Consider the following 20,421-nt stretch of genomic DNA (forward strand, 5'->3'; position numbering starts at 1 on the left):
CGGGGGGCCATTGTGTCGTCTACGGGCCGCGCCGGGGGCGGGGGCGGCGGGCCGCGCCCCGCGCCCCCCGCCCCCCCGCCGCGGGCGGCCCCCCCCCCTTCGCTGCTACCGGATCCTTCAGCCGCGGATCAGGTTGCGCAGCACGTACTGCATGATGCCGCCGTTGCGGTAGTAGTCCGCCTCACCGGGGGTGTCGATGCGGACGACCGCGTCGAACTCGACACCGGTGTCGGTGGTGACCTTGACCGTGCGCGGGGTGACGCCGTTGTTGAGCTCCTCGACGCCGGTGAAGGAGAAGGTCTCCTCGCCGGTCAGGCCGAGGGTCTCGGCCGAGGCGCCCTCCGGGAACTGCAGCGGCAGGACGCCCATGCCGATGAGGTTCGAGCGGTGGATGCGCTCGTACGACTCGGCGATGACGGCCTTGACGCCGAGCAGCGCGGTGCCCTTGGCGGCCCAGTCGCGGGACGAGCCGGAGCCGTACTCCTTGCCCGCCAGGATCGCGAGCGGGGTGCCCTGCTCGATGTAGTTGCGCGAGGCGTCGTAGATGAACGACACCGGGGCACCTTCATCGGACCGGGTGAAGTCGCGGGTGTAGCCGCCCTCGGTGCCCGGCGCGATCTGGTTGCGCAGGCGGATGTTGGCGAACGTGCCGCGGATCATGACCTCGTGGTTACCACGGCGCGAGCCGTAGGAGTTGAAGTCACGACGCTCCACACCGTGCTCGGTGAGGTACTTGCCGGCCGGGGTGTCGGCCTTGATGGCACCGGCCGGGGAGATGTGGTCGGTGGTGACCGAGTCGCCCAGCTTGGCCAGGACGCGCGCGCCGACGATGTCGGTGACCGGGGTGGTCTCCATCGTCATGCCCTCGAAGTAAGGGGGCTTGCGGACGTAGGTGGACTCGGTGTCCCACTCGAAGGTGTTGCCGGTCGGGATCGGCAGCGCCTGCCACTGGGCGTCGCCCGCGAAGACGTCCTGGTAGGACTTGTTGAACATGTCCTCGCCGATGGCGTTGGCGACGACGTCGTTCACCTCGGCCTCGGAGGGCCAGATGTCCGCCAGGTAGACCGGCTTGCCCTCGGTGTCGATGCCGAGCGCGTCCTTGGTGATGTCCACCTTCATGGAGCCCGCGATGGCGTACGCGACGACCAGCGGCGGGGAGGCCAGGTAGTTCATCTTGACGTCGGGGTTGATACGGCCCTCGAAGTTCCGGTTGCCGGAGAGGACCGAGGTGACGGCGAGGTCGTGCTCGTTGACGGCCTTGGAGACCTCCTCCGGCAGCGGGCCGGAGTTGCCGATGCAGGTGGTGCAGCCGTAGCCGACGAGGTTGAAGCCGACCTTGTCGAGGTACGGGGTCAGGCCCGCCTTGTCGAAGTAGTCGGTGACGACCTTGGAGCCCGGGGCGAGGGTGGTCTTGACCCACGGCTTGCGGGTCAGGCCCTTCTCCACGGCCTTCTTCGCGACGAGCGCGGCGGCGACCATGACGTACGGGTTCGAGGTGTTGGTGCAGGAGGTGATCGCGGCGACGGTGACGGCGCCGTGGTCGATCTCGTACGTCGAGCCGTCGGGGGCCGTGACGGTGACCGGCTTCGACGGGGCACCGTTGGGGTGGTTCGCCGGGGCGTCGGAGGCCGGGAAGGACTCCTTGCCCGCCTCGTCGACCTCGTCCACGTAGTTGCGCACGTCCAGCGCGAACTGCTGGGCGGCGTTCGCGAGGATGATGCGGTCCTGCGGGCGCTTCGGGCCGGCGATGGAGGGGACGACCGTGGAGAGGTCGAGCTCCAGCTTCTCGGAGAAGTCGGGCTCGGCGGACGGGTCCAGCCAGAGGCCCTGCTCCTTGGCGTACGCCTCGACGAGCGCGACCTGCTGCGCGGAGCGGCCGGTGAGCTTGAGGTAGCTCAGGGTCTCGCCGTCGATCGGGAAGATCGCGGCGGTGGAGCCGAACTCGGGCGACATGTTGCCGATGGTGGCGCGGTTCGCGAGCGAGGTGGCGGCGACGCCCTCACCGTAGAACTCGACGAACTTGCCGACGACGCCGTGCTTGCGCAGCATCTCGGTGATCGTGAGGACGAGGTCGGTGGCGGTGGTGCCGGCCGGGAGCTCGCCGGTCAGCTTGAAGCCGACGACGCGCGGGATCAGCATGGAGACCGGCTGGCCGAGCATGGCGGCCTCGGCCTCGATGCCGCCGACGCCCCAGCCGAGCACACCGAGGCCGTTGACCATGGTGGTGTGGGAGTCGGTGCCGACGAGGGTGTCGGGGTACGCCTGGCCGCCCCGGACCATGACCGTACGGGCCAGGTGCTCGATGTTGACCTGGTGGACGATGCCGGTGCCGGGCGGGACGACCTTGAAGTCGTCGAAGGCGGTCTGGCCCCAACGCAGGAACTGGTAGCGCTCCTTGTTGCGGCCGTACTCCAGCTCGACGTTCTGGCCGAAGGCGTCCTTCGTGCCGAACTTGTCGGCGATGACGGAGTGGTCGATGACCAGCTCGGCCGGGGAGAGCGGGTTGACCTTCGCCGGGTCGCCGCCGAGCTCCTTCACGGCCTCACGCATGGTGGCGAGGTCCACCACACACGGGACGCCGGTGAAGTCCTGCATGATCACGCGGGCCGGCGTGAACTGGATCTCCTGGCTCGGCTGGGCCTGCGAGTCCCAGCCGCCGAGGGCCCGGATGTGGTCGGCGGTGATGTTCGCGCCGTCCTCGGTGCGGAGCAGGTTCTCCAGGAGGACCTTCAGGCTGTAAGGGAGGCGCGCGGAGCCCTCGACCTTGTCCAGCTTGAAGATCTCGTACGACTCGTCGCCCACGCGCAGCGTGCTGCGGGCGTCGAAGCTGTTCGCCGACACGACAGTCTCCTTCATCAATGTGCGCGTATTACCGCCATGCTGCCGCCACGACTCCTCGCCGATCCGCTAAGGTAAGGCTTAGTTAGGTAACCCTTACCGGGTGGGCGGCCGCGGTGCGCCGTAAGCAGTTATCTCGATGTCGAGATAACTCTAGTGCATCACCGCGGCCCGGTCATGCCCGGCATGACTGTGACGGGCATCATCCTGATGTCCGTCCGGTCAGCCGAGCCACACTCCGGTCGCGGCCGTTGTCCGGACATAGTCGGCGAAGTCGCGCGGTTCGCGGCCGAGCGCGCGCCGGACGCCGTCGCCGAGTCGGGCGAAGCGGCCCTCCCTGATCCAGTCGTAGAGCATGTTCAGCAGCTCCACGTGCTCCTCCGACACGCCCTGCCGCGCACCGTACGCCGCGAAGTCGGCCGGCGAGACGGCGCGGTGGGTGATGTCGCGGCCCGTGGCGCGGGCGATCTCGTCGACCGCCTCGGCCATGCTCAGCAGCCGCGGCCCGGACAGCGCGTACGACTGTTCGTCATGGCCGTCCTCGGTCAGGGCCGCCACGGCGACATCGGCGATGTCCTCGACGTCGAGCCACGGCTCGACGCCCTCGCCGGTCGAACTCACGACGTCACCGGAAAGGATCTGGCCGAGGAAGAAGGGGTCCTCGCTGAAGTTCTGCGAGAACCAGGCGGGCTTCAGGATCGTCCACCGCGCGCCGGACTCCCGCACCGCGCGCTCGCACGGAAGCTTCTCCTCCCCTTCCGGTGCCACCCAGTCGCTGTGGGACAGGAGCACCAGGCGCTCGACCCCAAGGGAAGCGGCGAGCTTCGCGAAGGCACGCATCGACGTCCCGGCGTCGGCGCGCTGCGAGTCCACCAGGTAGGCCGCGCCGGCGCCGGCGAGGACCGGCTCCCAGGTGCTCTCATCGGTCCAGTCGAAGCGGACCGGCCCCTTACGGGAGACGGCGCGGACCTCGTGACCGCGCTCGCGGAGGCGGGAGGCGACGCGGCTCCCCGTCTTGCCGGTGCTGCCGAGGACCAGGATCGGCTTCGTGGAGTTCTGCGACGTGTTCGTCGTCGTGTTGATCGTCATGGGAGGAGTCAAACCGTTCGCCCGTGAGGCGTGGAATGGCCTGTCCGCTCATTTCGATGTCTCAGCGTCTAACCTTGCCGCATGGATGCGTTGGCGAGTCTGCTGTACGAGGTGCGGTCGGACGGGGCGCTGTTCAGCCGGAACGTCCTGACGCCGCCGTGGTCGATCCGGTTCGCGGACCGCAGACCGATCACCCTGGTCACCATGTTGCGCGGCTCGGGCTGGGTCCTTCCCGGCGACGGCTCCGCCGACACGCCCGGCATCGCGCCTGTCCCGCTGGAGCAGGGCGATGTGGCCATCGTCGTCGGCTCGGAGCCGTTCTCCTTCGCCGACACCGCCGACTCGAAGACGCCGCCGCTGTACGTCCTGGCAGGTCCCGACCGGTGCACCACCGCCGACGGCGAGGAGATCAGCGAGGACATCGTGCTGGGGATGCGCACCTGCGGGAACAGCCTGGACGGCCCGACCGTGCTGCTCACGGGCAGCTACCAGGTCGGCGGCCGGGTCTCGGAACGGCTGCTGAGCGCGCTCCCCCGGGTGCTGGTGGTGCGCAACGACGGGCGGCCCGGCCCGATCCTGGACCTCACCGCCGCGGAGGTCTCCCGGGACGAGCCGGGGCAGCAGGCCGTCCTCGACCGGCTCCTCGATCTGTTGCTGCTCTCGACGCTTCGGGAGTGGTTCACCCGCCCGGAGGCCGATCCGCCCGGGTGGTACCGCGCACTCGGCGACCCCGTCGCCGGCCGGGCGCTACGTCTGATCCACGACCGTCCCGCCCGCCCGTGGACCGTGACGGCCCTGGCCGAGGAGACCGGCGTGTCGCGAGCGACGTTCGCCCGCCGCTTCAGCGATCTGGTCGGCGAGCCGCCCATGGCCTATCTGACCGGCTGGCGGCTCGCCCTCGCCGCCGATCTGCTGGCGCGCACCGAGGCCACGGTGGAGTCGATCGCCCGGCAGGTCGGCTACGGCAGCGCCTTCGGGCTGAGCGTGGCCTTCCACCGTGTGTACGGAACCCGCCCCACCCAGCACCGCGCGGCCGCCCGGGCGACGGGGTAGGGCGACACGCCCTGGGGCCCTACCGGCTCCTGGGGCGGGACGACGCGCGGAGCCGGATCAGGGCCGGGATCGTCAGACCGCCCGGTGCGGGGTCGGGAAGGGCGGGGTCGAGACGGGCGACCAGGGTCGTGACGGCCGTCTCCGCGATCGCCTCCGGCCGCAGCGTCACGGTGGTCACGGGCGGGTCGCACTCGGCGTAGGCCGGGTCCTCGCTGGCGCAGACGAGGAGCAGGTCGTCGGGGATCCGCAGACCGTGCCGGGCCGCCGCCGCGTGGACCTGGCGGCCGCCGGGGTCGTAGACGGAGTGGACGGCGTCGCAGGCGCGGTCGGCGAAGGCCCGGTCGAAGGCGTGGCCCGGCGCGTCGTCCGGGTCGAAGGCGATCACCAGCGGGGCGCGGCCCTGCTCCCGGCACCACTGTTCGTAGGCCCGGGTCACCGCGCCGGTGTAGTACTCGCGGCCGAACCCCGCATGCAGCGCGATCCGGCGCGCGCCCGCGGTGGCCAGGTGGTCGAGGACCTCGCGGGTGGTCGTGGCGTGGTCGTTGTCGACCCAGACGTCGTCGGGGTGCGGGTCGGCGGGGCGGCCGTCGAAGACCACCGGGATGCCCCGGGCCCGCAGGGCACGCAGGACCGGATCGCCGTCGGGGCTGTCGAGCAGGAGCATTCCGTCGACGGTCAGGGTGTGCCACAGGGTCTCGCCGCCGCGCGCCGCGGGGAGGACCGTCAGGGCGTAGCCATGAGCGTGCGCGGTGGCGGTGGCGGCGGTCAACAGACGCGAGAAGTAAGGTACTTCGAGGTAGTTCCAGGGCGCGCCCGCGAAGGTGGTGACGGCGAGGCCGAGCGTTCCGGTACGGGTGAGGGGCGTCCGGCGCGATCCGTAGCCGAGCGCCGCCGCGACCTCGCGGACCCTGCGCCGCGTGGACTCACCGAGCCGGCCCGTTCCGTTGAGGGCGTGCGACACCGTGGCGGTGGACACCTCGGCGGCGCGGGCGATGTCGGTGAGGGTGGGCCCTGACATGCGCGCCATGGTACGGATTTCGCGGTCCGGGGAGGGTACTGGTTACGACGTTAATCAGCGAATGTCCGGCCACAGCCAATGTTTGGAGTGGTCATGACTTCTTCCCTGAGCCGGCGCACCGTTCTCGCCGCCGCCGGTGCGGCGGGTCTCGTCGGGGTCGCCGCCGGCCCCGCGGCGGCGGGCTCGCGCCCCCGGTCCGCCTCCCTGGTCGTGCACAACGCGCGGGTGTTCACCGGCCTGCCCGGCGCCCGTCCCGTCGAGGCCGTGGCCGTCGGGCGCGACGGCCGGATCCTGGCCACCGGGCGAGGCAACGAGCTGCGCCGGCTCGTCGGCCGCGACACCGAGGTCGTCGACGCGCGCGGGGCGACCGTGATGAGCGGGATCCACGACGGGCACGTCCATCCGCTGGGCGCCGGCAGCCGCTCGCTGCGTCCCTCCCTCGAAGGCGCGGAGACGACGAAGGAGGAGCTCCTCGCGATCCTGACCGGCTTCCTGAAGGACACCCCGGGCCAGGAGCCGGACGGCTGGCTGGTGGTGGAGGACTGGAATCCGGTCGGCCTGCTGCCGCAGGGCACCCTGCCCCATCACTCGCTGCTCGACGCCCTGCCGACCCGCCGCCCGGTCGCGCTGGTCGGCGGCGACGGTCACAACATCTGGGTCAACGCCCGCGCCCTGGAGATCGCCGGCATCACGGCCGCCACCCCGGACCCGGTGGGCGGGAAGATCGTGAAGGGGGCGGACGGCAGGCCGACCGGGGTGCTCAAGGACGACGCCCAGCCGCTGGTGACCCGGCACATCCCGGAGCCGAGCGAGGCCGAGCTGGTCGAGGCATGCGCCCGGGTGCTCGGCCGGGCGGCGGCCTCCGGGGTCACCACGATGATGGACGCCTGGGTCGGGCGGGGTGAGCTGAGCACGTATCAGGCCCTGTCGGCGGCGGGGAAGCTGCCGCAGCGGATCGTCCCGGCGATCCGGATCGACTCGGAGCAGGCGAAGGACCCGGCGGCCGCTCTCGCGTACGCCCGCGGGCTGCGCCGGGAGTTCGGGGGTGTGCGGGGGCTGCGGTTCGGGATGATCAAGGTGTTCCTGGACGGGGTGATCGAGTATCCGGCGCAGACGGCGGCGCTGCTCGAACCGTATCTGGACGGCGAAGGACGACCGACCACCAATCGGGGCGAACTGTATGTTTCCGGACGGGACTACGGACGGCTGACGGCCACGTTCAACCGGGCCGGCTGGCAGCTGCATGCCCACGGCCTCGGCGACCGCGCCGTGCGTACGGCGCTCGACGGATACGCGCAAGCGCGCCGCACCACCGGACTGCGCGACGCGCGCAACGCGGTCGCCCATCTTCAGCTGGTGAACCCGGCCGACCTGCGGCGCTTCGCCGAACTGGGCGTGGCGGCCTGTATGCAGCTGCAGTGGGCGGCCCGGGACACCTGGACGATGGAGGCGCTGCTGCCGTACATCGGGCCCGAGCGGCACCGTTGGATGTACCCGGCGCGCTCGCTGGAGCGTCACGGGGCACTGCTCTCGGGCGGCTCGGACTGGCCGGTGGACGCGCTCCAGGTGTGGAACCAGATCCGGACGGCGATCGACCGGCAGGGGGCGCACGGCGAGGGCCCGCTCCACCGGGAGCTGGAGGGCCTGAGCCGCACCTCGGCGCTGCGGATGCACACGTACGGCACCGCCTGGCAGCTGCGTATGGACCGGGAGACCGGGACGGTCCGGGAGGGGCGGGCCGCCGATCTGGTGCTTCTCGACCGTGATGTAACGAATTGTCCGGTCGCGGACATCAGTGACACCACGGTGCGACTCACGCTGGTCGGGGGCCGTGTGGTCCACGACGCGGACTCGGCCTCGGGCCGTACGGCCTCCGCCGGGCTGGCGCGCGCGGTGTCGGCGCCGCGGCCTTCGGCGTACGCGGCGGTGCACGGCGGCCGCCACCGGGCGTGCGGCTGCGGCGAGAGCTGACGGCCCCCCTCTCTCCCCCCGTACGGCCGCGGAGGAATTGCCGGGGCCGTACGGGGGACCGAGGATCGAACCATGTTCAGCGGCGCGCATGTGATTCTCTACACCCCGGACGCGGAGGCCGACCGGGCCTTCGTCAAGGACGTCCTGGGCTTCGACCATGTCGACGCGGGCGGCGGCTGGCTCATCTTCCGGCTGCCGCCGGCGGAGCTCGCCGTCCACCCCACGCAGGGCGAGCCGAAGCACGAGTTCTACCTGATGTGCGAGGACATCACGGGCATGCTGACCACCCTGGAGGACCGCGGGGTGCAGGTCTCACGACCCATCAGCGACCAGGGCTGGGGACTGCTCGCCGCCGTACGGATGCCGAGCGGGGCCGAACTGCCGCTCTATGAACCGCGTCACCCCACCGCGCACAGTCCGTCACCCTGACGGCCCACCCCCTCGCGAGCCCCATCTCATATCTGAGATAACGTGACGGCATGGCAGACGACTACCTCGTACGCATCGGCAAGCTCATCCGTGACGCCCGCCAGCACCGCGGCTGGACCCAGACGCAGCTCGCGGAGGCCCTGGCCACCAGCCAGAGCGCGGTCAACCGGATCGAACGCGGCAACCAGAACATCAGCCTTGAGATGATCGCACGCATCGGCGAAGCGCTCGACAGCGAGATCGTGTCTCTCGGTTACGCCGGTCCCATGCATCTGCGGGTCGTCGGCCGCCGCCGTCTCTCCGGCGCCATCGACGTCAAGACGAGCAAGAACGCCTGTGTCGCGCTGCTCTGCGCCTCGCTCCTCAACAAGGGCCGCACGGTCCTGCGCCGGGTCGCCCGCATCGAGGAGGTCTTCCGGCTCCTCGAGGTCCTCAACTCCATCGGGGTGCGCACCCGTTGGATCAACGACGGCGTCGACCTGGAGATCGTGCCGCCGGCCGAGCTGGACATGGACTCGATCGACGCCGAGGCCGCGATCCGCACGCGCTCCATCATCATGTTCCTCGGCCCGCTGCTGCACCGCCTCGACCGCTTCAAGCTGCCCTACGCGGGCGGCTGCGACCTCGGTACGCGCACCATCGAGCCGCACATGATCGCGCTGCGCCGCTTCGGTCTGGACATCACCGCCACCGAGGGGCTCTACCACGCGCAGGTCGAGTCGTCCGTCGCCCCCGACCGCCCGATCGTGCTGACCGAGCGCGGCGACACCGTGACCGAGAACGCGCTGCTGGCAGCCGCCCGCCACGACGGCGTGACCGTCATCCGCAACGCCTCCTCCAACTACATGGTCCAGGACCTGTGCTTCTTCCTGGAGGCCCTGGGCGTACGGGTCGAGGGCATCGGCACCACCACGCTGACCGTGCACGGCGTCCCGCAGATCGACGTCGACGTGGACTACTCCCCCTCCGAGGACCCGGTCGAGGCGATGAGCCTGCTGGCCGCGGCCGTGGTGACCGAGTCGGAGCTGACGATCCGCCGGGTCCCGATCGAGTTCATGGAGATCGAGCTCGCGGTCCTGGAGGAGATGGGCCTCGACCACGACCGCTCGCCGGAGTACGCGGCGGACAACGGCCGTACGCGACTGGTCGACCTGACGGTCCGCCCCTCCAAGCTGGAGGCGCCGATCGACAAGATCCACCCGATGCCGTTCCCCGGCCTCAACATCGACAACGTGCCGTTCTTCGCGGCCATCGCGGCGACCGCCCAGGGCAAGACCCTGATCCATGACTGGGTCTACGACAACCGCGCGATCTACCTCACGGACCTCAACCGCCTGGGCGGCCGCCTCCAGCTCCTGGACCCCCACCGCGTCCTGGTCGAGGGCCCCACCCGCTGGCGCGCCGCCGAGATGATGTGCCCGCCGGCCCTGCGCCCGGCCGTGGTCGTCCTCCTGGCGATGATGGCGGCGGAGGGCACGTCGGTCCTGCGGAACGTGTACGTCATCAACCGGGGGTACGAGGAACTCGCGGAGCGCCTGAACTCGGTGGGCGCGCAGATCGAGATCTTCCGGGACATCTAGCGGCATCCGGCCCTGGTGAGCCGGATACCGCTGGATCCCTCGGGGCGGCGGATCAGCCGACCCCGGGGGGGCCCATCCCGCCCTTGAGGCGTTCGATGTCCGAGGCACGGACCTGGATCACGAACAGGGCGATGAAGAACGCCACGATGGAGAAGGCCGCCGCCGTGATGAAGCCGGACGAGACACCGGCCGTCAGGACCTCGTCGGCATAAGGCGGGGGCAGCTGCCCGGTCTTGGCGAACTCGGCCTTCTCCAGGGGGCCCGCCTGGGAGAGGAAGATCGGTATCTGGTCCTGCGCCTCGTTGCGGCTGGCCGTGCCGAAGACCGTCACCAGGATCGAGAGGCCGAGCGAACCTCCCACCTGCTGGGTGGCGTTGAGCAGTCCGGACGCTGCGCCCGCCTCCCGCTGCTCGACGTTGGACAGCGCCATGATGGTCAGCGAGACGAACATCAGGCCCATGCCCAGGCCGAAGACGAGGATCGGACCCAGGATGCTGCCCAGATAGGTGGAGTCGACGTTGGTCAGGGTCAGCCAGGACAGGCCGGCCGCCGACAGGAGCGAGCCGATGACCATGAAGGGTTTCGGCCCGAACTTGGGCAGCAACTGGGAGGCGAACCCGGCGCCGACCGCGATGATCGCGCTGACGGGCAGGAACGCGAGGCCGGTCTTCAACGGGCTGAAGTGCAGGACGCCTTGCACCCAGAGCGTCAGGAAGAAGAACATCCCGAAGATCGCCGCGGCCAGACAGAGCATGATCGCGTACGTGCCCGCCCGGTTGCGGTCGGCGAACATGTGCAGCGGTGTGATCGGCTGCCGGGAGCGGCGCTCCACCAGGATGAACAGGAGCAGCAGGACGACGGCCGCGCCGAACGAGGCGAGCGTCCACGGGTCGCGCCAGCCCTCCTGGGAGGCGCGGATGAATCCGTACACCAGCGCCACCATGCCGAGGGTGGAGGTGAACGCTCCGGTGAAGTCGAAGTGGCCGGGGTGCCGCTCGGACTCCTTGATGTGGCGGGGTGTGAGGAACGCGATGAGCAGCGCGATGGGCACGTTGACGAAGAAGATCCAGCGCCAGTCGAGCCATTCGACGAGCAGTCCGCCGGCGACGAGCCCGATCGCGCCGCCGCCCGCGGAGACGGCCGCGAACACGCCGAACGCCCGGTTGCGTTCCGGGCCCTCTTCGAAGTTCGTGGTGATCAGGGAGAGCGAGGTCGGGGAGGCGATGGCTCCGCCGACGCCCTGGAGCGCCCGGGCCGCGAGGAGTTGCCAGTCGTTCTGGGCCAGCCCGCAGAGCAGCGAGGCGAACCCGAAGAGCAGGATGCCGAACATGAAGACACGGCGTCGGCCGAGGATGTCGCCGGCTCGTCCGCCGAGGAGCAGCAGTCCGCCGAAGGTCAGCGTGTAGGCGTTGACGACCCACGACAGGCTGGTCGTGGAGAAGTCCAGCGAGCTCTGGATGTGCGGCAACGCGATGTTGACGATCGTGATGTCGAGAACGACCATCAGCTGGCAGGAGGCGATCACGAACAGGGCGATGCCCTTTCCGTCACCGCCCTTCCCATGCGCTGCGGTCTCTGCTGGAGTCGTCGGCTTCGGGGTACTCATGGCGCATCGCGCCCCTCGCCTGGTGTGGGGGAGCCGTGGGCCGGTCAGTCCACCTTTTCGACACTAAGCCCGGGTCCGGCGGCTGACCAGTTGATCAAGCCCCGCCCGCGGAGGTCTCCGCGACGAAGGCCCGCAGCTCCTTCGCCAGCCGTTCGGGCTGGTCCTCGGCGACGAGCGTCCTGCTGTCCTCGATCTCGACGAGCCGCCCCCGGGGCAGGAGTTCGGCGAGCCGGCGGCCGTGCTCGCGCGGCATCATCAGGTCGTCGACGGCCCAGACGACGAGCGCGGGGCGGTCGAACGTGCGCAGCCCTTCGGCGGCCCGGAGGAGTTCGTCCTTGCGGACGGCGAGGCAGTAGCGGCGGAAGTCGTGGCGGATCGCGGGGTCGGTGCGCAGGGGCCGCAGCCAGTTCTCGGCGATCGCCTCGGGCACGGGCCGCCTGGTCAGCGCCCCGAGGCCGACGGGCAGCCGGCGCAGCGGCTTCAGGCCGAGGACCCGGGCCATCAGGAGGACTCCGCCCGGGACGCGGCAGGCCAGGTCGATCATCCTGCCGGGCGTGCCGGGCGGGTAGTTGTCGAAGGCCTCGCAGGAGATGAGGACGAGCCGGGCGATCCGTTCGGGGTGGCGGACGGCGACGGTCTGGGCGCGTCCACAGTCGCTCTCGACGAGGGTGACGTCGGTGAGGCCGAGCCGGTCGAGGAGTTCGGCGATCAGGTCGACGACGCTGTCGGGCGAGAGCGGCACGTCCGGATTCATCGGGGTGCGGTGGGAGCCGTACGGGAGGGTCGGCGCCACCACCCGGTGGTCCGGGGCGAGTTCGGTGACGACCTTGCGCCAGACACTGGCGTCGTGGACCAGCCCGTGCAGCAGGACGAGCACGGGGCCGGGGCCGCCGGTGTCCTCGTACGCGACGGTTCCGGCGGCCAACTCGATCTCCGGCATGGCTCCCCTGTTCCCCGTGCCTACTCCAGTACCGCGAAGCCGTCCAGCTCCACCTGGGCCTGATCGTCCCACAGCCGTACGACTCCGATCACGGCCATCGCGGGATAGTCACGGCCCGCCAACCTCCGCCAGATCGCGCCGAGTTCATGGGCGTGGGTGCGGTAGGCGGCGACGTCCGTGGCGTAGACGGTGACGCGGGCGAGATCGCGGGCGGTGCCGCCGGCGTGACGGAGGGCGGTGAGGAGGTTGGTGAGCGCGGTCTCGAACTGCTCGGGCAGGGTCTCCCCCACCACCTTGCCGTCGCGGTCCAGGCTGGTCTGTCCGGCGAGGAAGACCAGCCGGGTGCCGGTGGCGGTCACGGCGTGGGAGAAGCCGGTGGGCGGGGACAGTTCGGCGGGGTTGTGCCGGTGCAGGCTCATCGGGACGGCTCCTTCGGCGACTCGGCGGCGACGACAGGCTCCACGTGCGGCCTCTGGGTGGCGGGCTCCACGTGCGGCCTCTGGGTGACAGGCTCCACGTGCGGACCGGGCGTTGCGGGAGGCGGTGGCGGCCCGGCGGCCGCCTCGGCCGCGGCGTACAGCTCCTTGGCGATGATCGTGCGCTGGACCTCCGTCGCTCCTTCGTAGATGCGCGGGGCACGCACCTCCCGGTAGAGGTGTTCCAGCAGATGGCCGCGTTGCAGCGCCCGTGCCCCGTGCAGTTGGACGGCGGCGTCTACCACGTACTGCGCGGTCTCGGTGGCCAGCAGTTTCGCCATCGCCGAGCGCCGGGGCACGTCGGCCGCGCCCGCGTCGTACGCCGCTGCCGCCGCGTAGACGAGCAGGCGGGCGGCCTCGGTGCGGGTGGCCATCTCGGCGACCTGGTGCGAGACGGCCTGGAGGTCCCGGAGGACGCCGCCGAAGGCGGGCCGGGCGGCGGTGTGGGCGAGGGTCGCGTCGAGGGCGGCCTGGGCCATGCCGACGGCGAAGGCGCCGACGCTGGGGCGGAAGCGGTTGAGGGTGGTCATGGCGACCCGGAAGCCCCGGTCGGTCTCGCCGAGCACGTCCGCGGGGCCGACCGGGACGCCGTCGAAGACGAGGGAGCCGATGGCGTGCGGGGCGAGCATGTCGAGGGGGGTGCCGGAGAGGCCGGACCGGTCGGCGGGGACGAGGAAGGCGGTGACGCCGCGGGCTCCGGCGCCCTGGGTCGTCCGGGCGAAGACGGTGGCGAAGTCGGCCTCGGGGGCGTTGGAGATCCAGCGCTTCTCGCCGTGGAGACGCCAGCCGCCCGCGCCGTCGGGGCGCGCCTCCAGGGAGAGCGCGGCGGCGTCGGAGCCCGCGTCGGGCTCGCTGAGCGCGAAGGCCGCGACGGCGCGTCCCGCGACGATCTCGGGGAGCCAGCGGGCCCGCTGCTCGGGTGTGCCGAAGGCGGCGACGGGGTGGCCGCCGAGGCCCTGGAGGGCGAGCGCGGTCTCGGCCTCCGTGCAGGAGTGGGCGAGGGACTCCCGCAGCAGACAGAGGTCGAGGGCGCCCGCGTCGAAGAGCCCGGCGAGCAGGCCCAGCTCGCCGAGGGCGGCGACCAGGGGGCGGTTGACCCGGCCCGGCTCGCCCTTCTCGGCGAGCGGCCGCAGATGCTCGGCCGCGAGGGCGCGGAGCTCCGCACACCGGGCGGTCTGGCGTGGATCGAGTGAGAATACGGACATTCGGACCCCTGTCTCCCTCTGGCTCGCTCGCCTGCATCAGTTCTATCGCGCACCGTTGACTGTCGTCACCATCACGATACGCTCGATGGGCGACCCCACCACGACAAGGGGACGAACTCATGGAGCTGACCCCCTCGGCCCACCACGACACGTTCGCGCGCGACCATCTGCCGCCCGCCGACGCCTGGCCCCATCTGCTCTTCGACCTGCCGGAACTGGCCTACCCGGAGCGCCTCAACTGCGGGGCGGAGCTGCTCGACCGCACGGTGGAACGATTCGGCACGGAGCGTCCGGCATTCCGCGACGGAAGCGGGAATGTCTGGACATATGGACAGCTGGGCGAGCGGGTGAACCGGATCGCGCACGTCCTGACCTCCGATCTCGGCGTCCTGCCCGGCAACAGGGTGCTGCTGCGCGGCCCCACGACGCCCTGGCTTGCCGCATGCTGGCTCGCGGTGATGAAGGCGGGCGCGGTCGCCGTCACCGTCCTGGCCCAGCAGCGCGCCCAGGAACTGGCCGTGATGTGCGAGATGGCTCACTGCACCCACGCGCTGTGCGACATCAGGAGCGTCGACGACCTGGTCAAGGCCGAGGTGCCGGGACTGCGGATCACCGCCTTCGGCGGGGACTCCCCCGACGATCTGCTCTCCCTCGCCATGGGCCGACCGGACACCTACGAGGCGGTGGGGACGGCCGCCGACGACGTGGCCCTGATCGCGTTCACCTCGGGGACCACCGGGCGGCCCAAGGGGTGCATGCACTTCCACCGCGATGTCCTCGCGGTCGCCGACACCTTCTCGGCGCACGTCCTGCGCCCCGAGCCGGACGACGTCTTCGCCGGCTCGCCCCCGCTCGGCTTCACCTTCGGCCTCGGCGGGCTCGTCCTCTTCCCCCTGCGGGCCGGGGCCAGCGCGCTGCTGCTCGAACAGGCGGGACCCAAGCAGCTGCTGAAGGCGATCGCCGACCACCAGGTGTCCGTGCTGTTCACGGCGCCGACCGCGTACCGGGTGATGCTGGAGGAGATCGACCGGCACGGCGGGCACGACGTCGCTCCGCTGCGCTCGCTGCGGCGTTGCGTCTCGGCGGGCGAGAACCTGCCGGCCGCGACCTGGGACGCCTGGCACCGGCGGACCGGGCTGAAGCTCATCAACGGCATCGGAGCGACCGAACTGCTCCACATCTTCATCTCGGCGGCCGACGGCGACATCCGCCCCGGCATGACCGGACGGCCGGTGCCCGGCTGGCAGGCGCGGGTGGTCGACCCCGCCGGCACGGAGGTCCCCGACGGCCAGGAGGGCCTGCTCGCGGTGCGCGGGCCGGTCGGCTGCCGGTATCTGTCGGACCCGCGGCAGGGCGAGTACGTCCACGACGGCTGGAACGTCACGGGCGACACGTACGTCCGCGACGCGGAGGGCTACTTCCGCTACGTGGCCCGCGCCGACGACATGATCATCTCGGCCGGTTTCAACATCGCGGGCCCCCAGGTCGAGGAGGCGCTGCTCGCCCACCCGGACGTGGTCGAGGCGGCGGTGGTGGGTCAGCCGGACGAGTTGCGCGGCCAGATCGTGGTCGCGTACGCGGTCGTACGGGACGGGGTGCCGCGCGACGCGGACACGGCCGGGGCGCTGCGGGCGTTCGTACGGGCCCGGCTGGTGCCGTACAAGAGTCCGCGCAAGATCGTCTTCCTGGACGCGCTGCCGCGGACGGCGACGGGGAAGCTGCAGCGATTCCGGCTGCGCGCGGGGCCCGAGGACACCCCCTAGAGTGATCACGTGGCCGAGCAGCACACCCCCCGTTCCCTGATCGTCTCGCTGTACGGCGCGTACGGCCGCGGCCTCGCGCCGGGCGAGGAGCCGTTGCCCGTGGCCGAGCTGATCCGCCTCCTCGCGGTGCTCGGCGTGGACGCGCCGTCGGTGCGGTCGTCGGTGTCCCGGCTGAAACGGCGCGGCCTGCTGCTGCCGCGCCGGACGGCGGACGGCGCGGCCGGGTACGCCCTGTCGGACGACGCGCGCCAGCTCCTGGCCGACGGCGACCGCCGGATCTACACCCGTACGGAGCCCCAGCTCTCCGACGGCTGGGTCCTCGCCGTCTTCACCGTCCCCGAGGCCGAGCGCCACAAGCGCCATCTGCTGCGCTCGCGGCTGGCGCGGCTGGGCTTCGGGTCGGCGGCCCCGGGCGTCTGGATCGCCCCGGCGCGGCTGTACGAGGAGACCCGCCACACCCTGGAGCGCCTGGAGCTCTCCGCGTACGTGGACCTCTTCCGGGGCGAGCACCTGGGCTACGCGGCGACGGCGGAGGCGGTGGGCCGCTGGTGGGACCTGCCGTCGATCGCCAAGCTCCACGAGGAGTTCCTCGCGGCCCACGAGCCGGTCCTGCGCGCCTGGACGGCCTCCCCGGGCTCGGCGGAGGACGCCTACCGGGACTACCTCTTCGCCCTCGACTCCTGGCGCCGCCTCCCGTACGCGGACCCGGTCCTCCCCGCCGAACTGCTGCCGCAGGACTGGCCCGGCGCCCGCTCCGCGGCGGTCTTCGCGGCGCTGCACGAGAGGCTTCGGGACCGCGGGGCGGAGTTCGTGCAACCGGACGTGGACGCCGACCGCCGTACCGGGGCATGAGCGCACGGTCGGTTTCGGTGCCGGGTCCCCGCCCGACGGGCGTCAGAGCGTGAGTCTCGGCTTCGGGGCGTCCGTCCGGCCCGTCGGGGGCTTGCGGCTGCCGGCGCGGTACGGGGGTGGCCAGGGGGCCGCCGCGCCCTGGTAGTTCTGGTCGGCGGCCGCATGCAGGGTCCAGTGGGGGTCGTGGAGGTGGGGGCGGGCAAGGGCGCAGAGGTCGGCGCGGCCGGCCAGGAGGAGGGAGTTGACGTCGTCCCAGGAGGAGATCGCGCCGACCGCGATCACCGGGACGGCGAGCGCGTTGCGGATCCGGTCGGCGTACGGGGTCTGGTACGAGCGGCCGTACTCGGGACGCTCGTCGGGGACCACCTGGCCGGTGGAGACGTCGAGGGCGTCGGCGCCGTGGGCGGCGAAGGCGCGGGCGATCTCGACCGCGTCCTCGGCCGTCGTACCCCCCTCCGCCCAGTCGGTGGCGGAGATGCGGACGGTCATCGGCCGGTCCTCGGGCCATGCCTCGCGGACGGCGTCGAAGACTTCGAGCGGGAAGCGCAGCCGGTTCGCGAGCGCCCCGCCGTAGGCGTCGTCGCGCCGGTTGGTCAGCGGGGAGAGGAAGCCGGAGAGCAGATAGCCGTGCGCGCAGTGCAGTTCGAGCAGGTCGAAGCCGGAGCGGGCGGCCCGTCGGGCGGCGGCCGCGAACTCCTCGCGCACGGCGGTCATCCCGGCCCGGTCCAGGGCATGCGGGATCTGGTTGACGCCGGGCCGGTACGGGAGCGGTGAGGCAGCGGTCAGGGGCCAGTTGCCGTCGGGGAGCGGCTGGTCCATGCCCTCCCACATCCTGCGGGTGGAGCCTTTGCGGCCGGAGTGGCCGAGCTGGACGCCGATCGCGGTGCCGGGCGAGCGGCCGTGGACGAAGGTGGTGATCCTGCTCCAGGCCGCCTCCTGCTCGTCGGTCCAGAGGCCGGTGCAGCCGGGGGTGATCCGGCCCTCGGGGCTGACGCAGACCATCTCGGTCATGACGAGCCCGGCGCCGCCGAGCGCCCGCGCCCCGAGGTGGACGAGGTGGAAGTCGCCGGGGAGGCCGTCCTCGGCGACGTACATGTCCATCGGCGAGACGACGACCCGGTTGCGGAGGGTCAGTCCGCGCAGCCGGAACGGGGTGAACATCGGCGGGGTGCCGGGCGGACAGCCGAAGTCGCGCTCGACGGAGCCGGTGAAGGCGGGGTCGCGCAACCGCAGGTTGTCGTGGGTGACGCGGCGGCTGCGGGTGAGGAGGTTGAAGGCGAACTGCCGGGACGGCTGGTCGAGATAGCCGTCGAGCTCCTCGAACCAGCGCAGGCTGGCCGCCGCCGCCCGCTGGGTGGATTCGACGACCGGCCGGCGTTCCGCCTCGTACGCGGCGAGCGCCTCGGCCAGGGTGGGCTGCTCCTCCACGCAGGCGGCGAGCGCGAGGGCGTCCTCGACGGCGAGCTTGGTGCCGGATCCGATGGAGAAGTGCGCGGTGTGGGCGGCGTCGCCGAGGAGGACGGTGTTGCCGTGGGACCAGCGTTCGTTGACGACGGTACGGAACGCGGTCCACGAGGAGTTGTTGGAGCGCAGGGCACGGCCGCCGAGCGCCTCGGCGAAGAGCTTGGCGCAGCGGGCGGTGGACTCCGCCTCGTCGAGCTCGTCGAAGCCGGCGGCTCGCCACACCTCCTCGCGCATCTCCACGATGACGGTGGAGGAGTCGGCGGAGAACGGGTAGCCGTGGAGCTGCATGACGCCGTACTCGGTCTCGGCGATCTCGAAGCGGAACGCGTCGAAGGCGAAGTCGGCGGCGAGCCAGATGTACCGGCAGCGGTGGGTGGTGAGCGTGGGCCGGAAGACGTCCGCGTGGGCGTCGCGGGTCCGGCTGTGGACGCCGTCGGCCGCGACGACCAGGTCGTGTGTGGAGGCGAGGACGGCGGCCGGTGGGGCCTCGGTGCGGAAGCGGAGCCGTACGCCCAGCTCGGCGCAGCGGGCGTGCAGGATCTCCAGGAGCCGGCGGCGGCCGAGCGCGGCGAAGCCGTGGCCGGTGGAGGTGAGGAGGTGCCCTCGGTGGGCGATGTGGATGTCGTCCCAGCGGACGAACGCGTCCTGGAGGGCGCGGTACACGGTGGGGTCGGCGTGCTCGATCCCACCGAGGGTCTCGTCGGAGAGGACGACGCCGAAGCCGAAGGTGTCCTCGGGGGCGTTGCGCTCCCAGACGGTGACCTCGCGCCCGGGGTCGAGCCGCTTGAGCAGCGCGGCGGCGTAAAGCCCACCGGGCCCGCCGCCGACGACCGCGACGCGCAGCGGCGCGGGGACGCGGGTCCCGCCCGGGCGCGCAGCCTCCGGCCGAAGCGCGCCGGTGCCGCCCGGCCCGGGCTCCTGCGGCCCGGCCGTCTCCGAACCGGGCATCTCCCGCCCGGCCGCCTCCCGCCGGGGCATCCCCGAACCGGCCGTCTCCGAACCGGCCGTCTCCGAACCGGCCGTCTCCGAACCGGCCGCCTCCCGCCGGGGCGCGGCGAAGACGCCCTGCCCGGAGCGGACGCCCGGTGCGCCGAGGCCGCCCGACGCACCGCCCGTGGCTCGGGCGGGCGTCGTCGTCACCGGCCCCGCCACTTCGGGGGGCGCTTCTCGGTGAACGCCGCGTGGAACTCGGCGTAGTCCTCGCCGTTCATCAGCAGCGCCTGGGTGTTGGCGTCCAGCTCGACGGAGGCCGCGAGCGGCATGTCCAGCTCGGCGGTGAGCAGGGCCTTCGTCTGGGCGTGGGCGAGGGCTGGTCCGTCGGCGAGGCGGCGGGCCAGCTCGGCGGCGCGCGCGTCGGCGGCGCCGTCCTCGGTGAGCTCGCTGAGCAGGCCGATCCGCTCGGCCTCGGGCGCGCGGACCGGTTCGCCGAGCATGAGCAGCCGGGTGGCGTGGCCGAGGCCGACGACCCGGGGCAGCAGATAAGCCGCGCCCATGTCGCCTCCGGAGAGCCCGACGCGGGTGAAGAGGAAGGCGAAGCGGGCGCTCGGGTCGGCGATCCGGAAGTCGGCGGCGAGGGCGAGGACCGCGCCCGCCCCGGCCGCGACGCCGTGGACGGCGGCGATCACCGGGAAGGGGCACTCCCGGATCGCTCGGACGACCTGTCCGGTCATCCGGTTGAAGTCGAGCAGCTGCGCCGTGTCCATGGAGAGCGTCGCGCCGATGATCTCGTCCACGTCGCCGCCGGAGCAGAACCCACGGCCCTCGCCGCCGAGGACGAGCGCGCGCACGGCACGTTCCCGGGAGAGTTCGGCGAGCAGATCGCGCAGGTCGGCGTAGGCGCCGAAGGTGAGCGCGTTGAGTTTCTCCGGGCGGGCGAAGGTGACGGTGGCGACGCCGTCGTCGACGGTCAGCCGCAGATGGTGCCAGCGCTCGGTACGGGGTGCGGAGCCGATAAAGGGGCTCATACGGAACGGCCTCCCTTCCTCCTGTTCGGAGCGTATCACCGTGCCGTGACTGTCGTCACGAGCACGCGATACGACGGAGGTCGGCTCGCACCGCCGAAGGCCCCCCCGACCGGGGACTCAGGGCCTCGTCGCGAGGGAGGGGGTGCCCATGGGTTTCACTCTTACGGTTCGTA

15 protein-coding genes are annotated in these 20,421 nt (G+C 71.9%); 6 read left to right on the forward strand and 9 right to left on the reverse strand.

Features of this window, described 5'->3' with window-relative positions; translation table 11 throughout:
• Window positions 1–117: 117 nt before the first annotated feature.
• Window positions 118–2,841: an aconitate hydratase AcnA gene (gene acnA / locus ACFVZW_RS02320; RefSeq protein WP_384515454.1), complete on the reverse strand. Its 2,724-nt coding sequence runs from the start codon at window positions 2,839–2,841 to the stop codon at window positions 118–120.
• Between the two features lie 219 nt (window positions 2,842–3,060).
• Window positions 3,061–3,927: an NAD(P)H-binding protein gene (locus ACFVZW_RS02325; protein WP_384515456.1), complete on the reverse strand. Its 867-nt coding sequence runs from the start codon at window positions 3,925–3,927 to the stop codon at window positions 3,061–3,063.
• 81 nt (window positions 3,928–4,008) lie between these two features.
• Between ACFVZW_RS02325 and ACFVZW_RS02330 the strand changes: the two genes are divergently transcribed.
• On the forward strand, window positions 4,009–4,980 hold the full coding sequence (locus ACFVZW_RS02330) for a cupin domain-containing protein (RefSeq protein WP_384515459.1): 972 nt from the start codon (window positions 4,009–4,011) through the stop codon (window positions 4,978–4,980).
• A gap of 19 nt (window positions 4,981–4,999) precedes the next feature.
• Here the strand turns inward: ACFVZW_RS02330 and ACFVZW_RS02335 are convergent, their stop codons facing one another.
• Complete coding sequence (locus ACFVZW_RS02335; RefSeq protein ID WP_384515462.1) at window positions 5,000–5,998, reverse strand: LacI family DNA-binding transcriptional regulator; 999 nt, start codon at window positions 5,996–5,998, stop codon at window positions 5,000–5,002.
• A 93-nt stretch (window positions 5,999–6,091) separates the two neighbouring features.
• Between ACFVZW_RS02335 and ACFVZW_RS02340 the strand changes: the two genes are divergently transcribed.
• The 3 genes from ACFVZW_RS02340 to ACFVZW_RS02350 all read left to right on the forward strand — a co-directional run bounded on the left by ACFVZW_RS02340 (window position 6,092) and on the right by ACFVZW_RS02350 (window position 9,978).
• Window positions 6,092–7,969 carry an amidohydrolase gene (locus ACFVZW_RS02340; RefSeq protein ID WP_384515464.1) on the forward strand — a complete coding sequence of 626 codons (1,878 nt, stop codon included), beginning with the start codon at window positions 6,092–6,094 and terminating at the stop codon, window positions 7,967–7,969.
• A gap of 72 nt (window positions 7,970–8,041) precedes the next feature.
• Window positions 8,042–8,398, forward strand: coding sequence for a VOC family protein (locus ACFVZW_RS02345; protein ID WP_384515467.1), 357 nt, complete (start codon window positions 8,042–8,044; stop codon window positions 8,396–8,398).
• Window positions 8,399–8,448: 50 nt separating this feature from the next.
• A complete protein-coding gene (locus ACFVZW_RS02350; RefSeq protein WP_383551436.1) occupies window positions 8,449–9,978 on the forward strand; it encodes a helix-turn-helix domain-containing protein in 1,530 nt (509 codons plus the stop codon).
• A 52-nt stretch (window positions 9,979–10,030) separates the two neighbouring features.
• On the opposite strand, the gene ACFVZW_RS02355 is transcribed toward ACFVZW_RS02350, so the two are convergent.
• The 4 genes from ACFVZW_RS02355 to ACFVZW_RS02370 form a co-directional block, all read right to left on the reverse strand.
• Entirely contained in the window at window positions 10,031–11,584 is a 1,554-nt protein-coding gene (locus tag ACFVZW_RS02355) for an MFS transporter (protein WP_384515470.1), read from the reverse strand.
• A 94-nt stretch (window positions 11,585–11,678) separates the two neighbouring features.
• Window positions 11,679–12,524: an alpha/beta fold hydrolase gene (locus ACFVZW_RS02360; protein WP_384515473.1), complete on the reverse strand. Its 846-nt coding sequence runs from the start codon at window positions 12,522–12,524 to the stop codon at window positions 11,679–11,681.
• Window positions 12,525–12,544: 20 nt separating this feature from the next.
• Complete coding sequence (locus ACFVZW_RS02365) at window positions 12,545–12,943, reverse strand: RidA family protein (protein ID WP_383558457.1); 399 nt, start codon at window positions 12,941–12,943, stop codon at window positions 12,545–12,547.
• Window positions 12,940–14,205, reverse strand: coding sequence for an acyl-CoA dehydrogenase family protein (locus ACFVZW_RS02370; protein ID WP_384515476.1), 1,266 nt, complete (start codon window positions 14,203–14,205; stop codon window positions 12,940–12,942). Before ACFVZW_RS02370 ends, ACFVZW_RS02365 begins: the two co-directional genes overlap by 4 nt.
• 119 nt (window positions 14,206–14,324) lie before the next feature.
• Here ACFVZW_RS02370 and ACFVZW_RS02375 point away from each other — a divergent pair, with 119 nt between their 5' ends.
• Window positions 14,325–15,968, forward strand: a complete 1,644-nt coding sequence (locus tag ACFVZW_RS02375) for an AMP-binding protein (RefSeq protein ID WP_384515479.1) — start codon at window positions 14,325–14,327, stop codon at window positions 15,966–15,968.
• A 9-nt stretch (window positions 15,969–15,977) separates the two neighbouring features.
• Entirely contained in the window at window positions 15,978–16,820 is an 843-nt protein-coding gene (locus ACFVZW_RS02380) for a PaaX family transcriptional regulator C-terminal domain-containing protein (RefSeq protein ID WP_384515482.1), read from the forward strand.
• Between the two features lie 42 nt (window positions 16,821–16,862).
• Here the strand turns inward: ACFVZW_RS02380 and ACFVZW_RS02385 are convergent, their stop codons facing one another.
• Together ACFVZW_RS02385 and ACFVZW_RS02390 are read right to left on the reverse strand one after the other, a co-directional pair.
• Window positions 16,863–19,232: a bifunctional salicylyl-CoA 5-hydroxylase/oxidoreductase gene (locus tag ACFVZW_RS02385; RefSeq protein WP_384515591.1), complete on the reverse strand. Its 2,370-nt coding sequence runs from the start codon at window positions 19,230–19,232 to the stop codon at window positions 16,863–16,865.
• Window positions 19,233–19,420: 188 nt separating this feature from the next.
• Window positions 19,421–20,248: an enoyl-CoA hydratase family protein gene (locus tag ACFVZW_RS02390; protein ID WP_384515485.1), complete on the reverse strand. Its 828-nt coding sequence runs from the start codon at window positions 20,246–20,248 to the stop codon at window positions 19,421–19,423.
• Between the last annotated feature and the right edge of the window lie 173 nt (window positions 20,249–20,421).

The organism is Streptomyces sp. NPDC059567 (assembly GCF_042735655.1).
GTDB lineage: Bacteria > Actinomycetota > Actinomycetes > Streptomycetales > Streptomycetaceae > Streptomyces.

Coding starts and splice junctions, on each gene's coding strand:
- ACFVZW_RS02325 (WP_384515456.1), bottom strand. CDS start 3,927: ATGACGATCAACACGACGACGAACACGTCGCAGAACTCCACGAAGCCG.
- ACFVZW_RS02330 (WP_384515459.1), top strand. CDS start 4,009: ATGGATGCGTTGGCGAGTCTGCTGTACGAGGTGCGGTCGGACGGGGCG.
- ACFVZW_RS02335 (WP_384515462.1), bottom strand. CDS start 5,998: ATGTCAGGGCCCACCCTCACCGACATCGCCCGCGCCGCCGAGGTGTCC.
- ACFVZW_RS02340 (WP_384515464.1), top strand. CDS start 6,092: ATGACTTCTTCCCTGAGCCGGCGCACCGTTCTCGCCGCCGCCGGTGCG.
- ACFVZW_RS02345 (WP_384515467.1), top strand. CDS start 8,042: ATGTTCAGCGGCGCGCATGTGATTCTCTACACCCCGGACGCGGAGGCC.
- ACFVZW_RS02350 (WP_383551436.1), top strand. CDS start 8,449: ATGGCAGACGACTACCTCGTACGCATCGGCAAGCTCATCCGTGACGCC.
- ACFVZW_RS02355 (WP_384515470.1), bottom strand. CDS start 11,584: ATGAGTACCCCGAAGCCGACGACTCCAGCAGAGACCGCAGCGCATGGG.
- ACFVZW_RS02360 (WP_384515473.1), bottom strand. CDS start 12,524: ATGCCGGAGATCGAGTTGGCCGCCGGAACCGTCGCGTACGAGGACACC.
- ACFVZW_RS02365 (WP_383558457.1), bottom strand. CDS start 12,943: ATGAGCCTGCACCGGCACAACCCCGCCGAACTGTCCCCGCCCACCGGC.
- ACFVZW_RS02370 (WP_384515476.1), bottom strand. CDS start 14,205: ATGTCCGTATTCTCACTCGATCCACGCCAGACCGCCCGGTGTGCGGAG.
- ACFVZW_RS02375 (WP_384515479.1), top strand. CDS start 14,325: ATGGAGCTGACCCCCTCGGCCCACCACGACACGTTCGCGCGCGACCAT.
- ACFVZW_RS02385 (WP_384515591.1), bottom strand. CDS start 19,232: ATGCCCGGTTCGGAGACGGCCGGGCCGCAGGAGCCCGGGCCGGGCGGC.
- ACFVZW_RS02390 (WP_384515485.1), bottom strand. CDS start 20,248: ATGAGCCCCTTTATCGGCTCCGCACCCCGTACCGAGCGCTGGCACCAT.